Source organism: Hydrogenophaga sp. LT287 (assembly GCF_055702805.1).
The window spans coordinates 1-3429 of record NZ_JBVPZC010000067.1 but is presented as its reverse complement, the minus strand read 5'-3'; the positions used below and the strand labels follow the sequence as shown (position 1 = coordinate 3429).

The window sequence follows — 3429 nt, the reverse complement described above, 5'->3', positions numbered from 1 at the left end:
GGATGCTCTGAAAAACCCACCAGCCAGCGTGTTACGTGCCTGACGGAGTTTCGTCCGATGAGCTTTCGCGCGATCCGGCACAGTTTGGGTTGGAATTCGTATCCGGTTTGCCCCATTTGGGGCCGCCTGAGGGCCACTGACCCGGTTTCGGTCGCACTCACGCCTGTGCTCCGATCAGTTTGTGACGGGCCATCCACAAGTTGGACAACGCAAACAGCGTCTTGATCTGCAAGGTGTTCTTCTTCAGACCCCGATATCGCACCTTCGTGAAGCCAAACTGGCGCTTGATCACCCGAAACGGGTGCTCCACCTTGGCGCGAATCCCGGCCTTGATCTTCTCGACTTTGTCGATCAGCGCATCCCTCGAGTTGCTGTCTTTGTCCAGCTTCTTGCGCTTGCCTGGGCGCATGGCCACATGCCATTTGTGGCTGGCTTTTGCATCGGGGCGCTTGTCTGCGCCTTGGTAGCCCGCGTCACCGAACACGTCCGTCTCTTGACCATGCAGCAGGCTGTTGCCCTCGGTGACATCGGCTACGTTGCCCGAGGTGCCTCGCACGGTGTGCACCAAGCCCGAGTCGGCATCCACGCCTATGTGGGCTTTCATGCCAAAGTGCCACTCGTTGCCCTTTTGGCTCGAGTGCATCTCGGGGTCTCGCGCTTTGTCTTTGTTCTTGGTGGAGCTGGGCGCGGCGATGAGGGTGGCATCTACAGCGGTGCCGGCCTTGAGCAGCAAGCCGCGCTGCTGCAGCAGTTCGTTGACGGTGGCCAGGATCTGATCGGCCAGCTTGTGTTTCTCCAGCCTGTGGCGGAACCGAAGAATGGTGCTCTCGTCGGGCAGTCGGCCAAAGGTATCGAGCTGAGCGAATTCGCGGTAAAGCGGTGTGTCGAAGAAGGCTTCCTCCATGGCCGGGTCTGACAGACTGAACCACTGCTGCATGAAGTGCACTCGCAGCATCGTCTCCAGCGCAAAGGGTGGGCGACCATTGCGCCCTTCGCTGTAATACGGGGCTATCAGCTCGACCAGGGCAGCCCATGGAACCACGGTTTCCATCTGCTGCAAAAACACCTGCTTGCGGGTCTTGCGCGTGCTCAGGTTCAAGTCAAAGCTGCTTTGTTTCATGGTGCCCGAGTGTGCCGCGCTGGGCTTACATCTGCCATGCCGCTGGGGTGGTTTTGCAGAGTTTCCTTGACAGTAACGTTTGATGTCATTACCGTGTCAAATGTGACGATGGTTTCAAAATGTTTCAACCATCTATCACTCAAATTTTCAGTTCGTGGTTCGCTTGAGAACTGAAAATTACCCACCAAAAAAACACAATCAACTGAAAAAGTAAAAAGATGAAAAAATACACTGCTGTCACCATGATCAGTTTGTCAATAATTATTTCCGGCTGCTCTACACTCACTGGTGAAGGAACCAGTCAAAACCTGTCTCTAATGACGTATAGCGCAGATAGCAAAGATTTGATCGGTGCCAATTGTGAAATGAAGAACGACGAAGGTGTGTGGACGGCAGTAACCCCTGCCAATGTTATGGTACATCGCTCAAACAAGGATTTACTGGTTAAATGCACAAAACAGGGTTACTCAGACGCTCGTGCGAACGTAGTATCCAAGACAAAAGCAAATATGTTCGGCAACATCATCTTCGGCGGCGGCATTGGAGCGATTATTGACCACAACAACGGGAGTGCTTACTCCTACCCCTCCATTATTAAAATGACAATGGGTGAGGAAAAAACCATTCAAGAAGGCTCGAATTAATTTTTACACCCTCTAAACGCTCAAGGAGATGGCTCAACGCTATCTCTTGAGCGTTTTTTATTGGCTGCATCAATGAGTAAATATTTAAAAATATTGTTTTTTCTTCTGATGCTTGTTGCAGGATTAATATACGCATCCCTGCAAAGAAATAACAATCTAGAAGTTGACGAACCCAGGCTGAGCGCAAGGGAATACTTATTAAGCAACTTCCTAAGCGAACTACCCAATATCAACAGCAAGCTTCCATACCAAGTTGATGCTGAGACAGTTTTAATTTCAGTTGAATACACCAACAATAGAATTCTCAGTCAATACAAACTGTTGAACCATAAATCCATTACAGAAATCAATCAAAAAGGCGCGGCAAAGCTAACGGAAATACTCAAGCAGCAGGGCTGTACGGATGAGACAAAAAAGAGCCTAATCAATGTTGGTGTTGAGTTTTTAAGCAGATACCAAGACTCAGAAGGATTGGTTATTTTCGAAGTTTTTCTTAATAAATCAATATGTTCGACGCTGATATCTGACGAATGATATGAGCGCTCTAGCATACACTCACACCAGACAAAGCGCACATAACTCTGAGGCGTAACACCATGGGCTTCAATGAGCGAGAGTGGAGTGTTGCGGACTATTGAGCAGGCATTCAAGATCAACTCTCGTTGCGGAAATGAGTGAGTGGAGAAACTGACAATCGCTGACGCCAGAAACTCGAATATCAGAACTCAGCCACCAACCAAATCTTAAAATTCTATGGAATTGCTCATTGGCTGGTGCAGTCAATTTTTTTGCGGCACTATTTCCTATTTGCGGCCCAGAAACAGAACGTGAAATGCCCCCTGGCGGATTCAAAAGTGAAGTGCAACACCTGCCACCGAGTAAGGTCCGCAGATGCAAAGCACCCCATCCAAGCACTATCAACAGCTCCAGCCTGAAGACCGGGTGACGCTGGCCAGCTTGGCCCAGCAGAAGTTCACTGTTCGCGCCATGGCCCAGGTCCTGGGGCGTTCTCCCAGCACCATCAGCCGAGAGCTGCGGCGCAACGCACAGCCGGAAGGCTACGCCAGCGCCACAGCGAGTACTTGCGCCCAACGAAGACGCCAGCAAAGTCGCCCGCCGATCAAGCTCCATCCAGATGGCATCCTGTTCGGCCTGATGCGCCACTTTCTGGGCCATCGCTGGTCGCCCGAGCAGCTTGCCCTGACACTGGCACGCATCTTCCCCAAAGGCCATGAGCACCGCGTGTCACACGAGACCATCTACAACTGCATCTACGCCCAGCCCGTGGGCGAGCTCAAGCGTGAGCTGATCGCCTCCCTGCGCCACGCCCACAACAAGCGCGTACCTCGCAGCAAAGGGCAAGACCGGCGCGGCCAGATCCCTGACATGGTGAGCATCCACCTGCGACCGCCGGAGATCGAAGACCGGCAGTTTCCTGGCCACTGGGAGGGTGACCTGATCAAGGGGGCGGCCAACGCCAGTGCCGTGGGCACCTTGGTCGAGCGCACCAGCAGGCTGCTCATGCTCATCAAACTGCCCGAGTTCAAACCCGCCAGCGCAGCCAACGTGATGCAGGCCTTCTCTGACAAGCTGTTGGGGATCGCCGCGCCCATGCGCCAGAGCATGACGTACGACCAGGGCCGGGAGATGGCGATGCACAAGGAG

General features: G+C 52.8%; 4 protein-coding genes. 3 read left to right on the top strand and 1 reads right to left on the bottom strand.

Going from position 1 to position 3429, the window contains the following annotated elements:
• Positions 1–157 precede the first annotated feature (157 nt).
• Entirely contained in the window at positions 158–1120 is a 963-nt protein-coding gene (locus tag AC0GNR_RS19430; RefSeq protein ID WP_472901589.1) for an IS5 family transposase, read from the bottom strand.
• Positions 1121–1338: 218 nt separating this feature from the next.
• Here AC0GNR_RS19430 and AC0GNR_RS19425 point away from each other — a divergent pair, with 218 nt between their 5' ends.
• The 3 genes from AC0GNR_RS19425 to AC0GNR_RS19415 form a co-directional block, all read left to right on the top strand.
• Positions 1339–1764, top strand: coding sequence for a hypothetical protein (locus tag AC0GNR_RS19425; protein ID WP_472902386.1), 426 nt, complete (start codon positions 1339–1341; stop codon positions 1762–1764).
• Positions 1765–1824: 60 nt separating this feature from the next.
• Positions 1825–2298, top strand: a complete 474-nt coding sequence (locus tag AC0GNR_RS19420) for a hypothetical protein (protein ID WP_472902385.1) — start codon at positions 1825–1827, stop codon at positions 2296–2298.
• Between the two features lie 357 nt (positions 2299–2655).
• Positions 2656–3429: IS30 family transposase (locus AC0GNR_RS19415; protein WP_472902384.1), on the top strand; the 774-nt coding region annotated here is incomplete at its 3' end.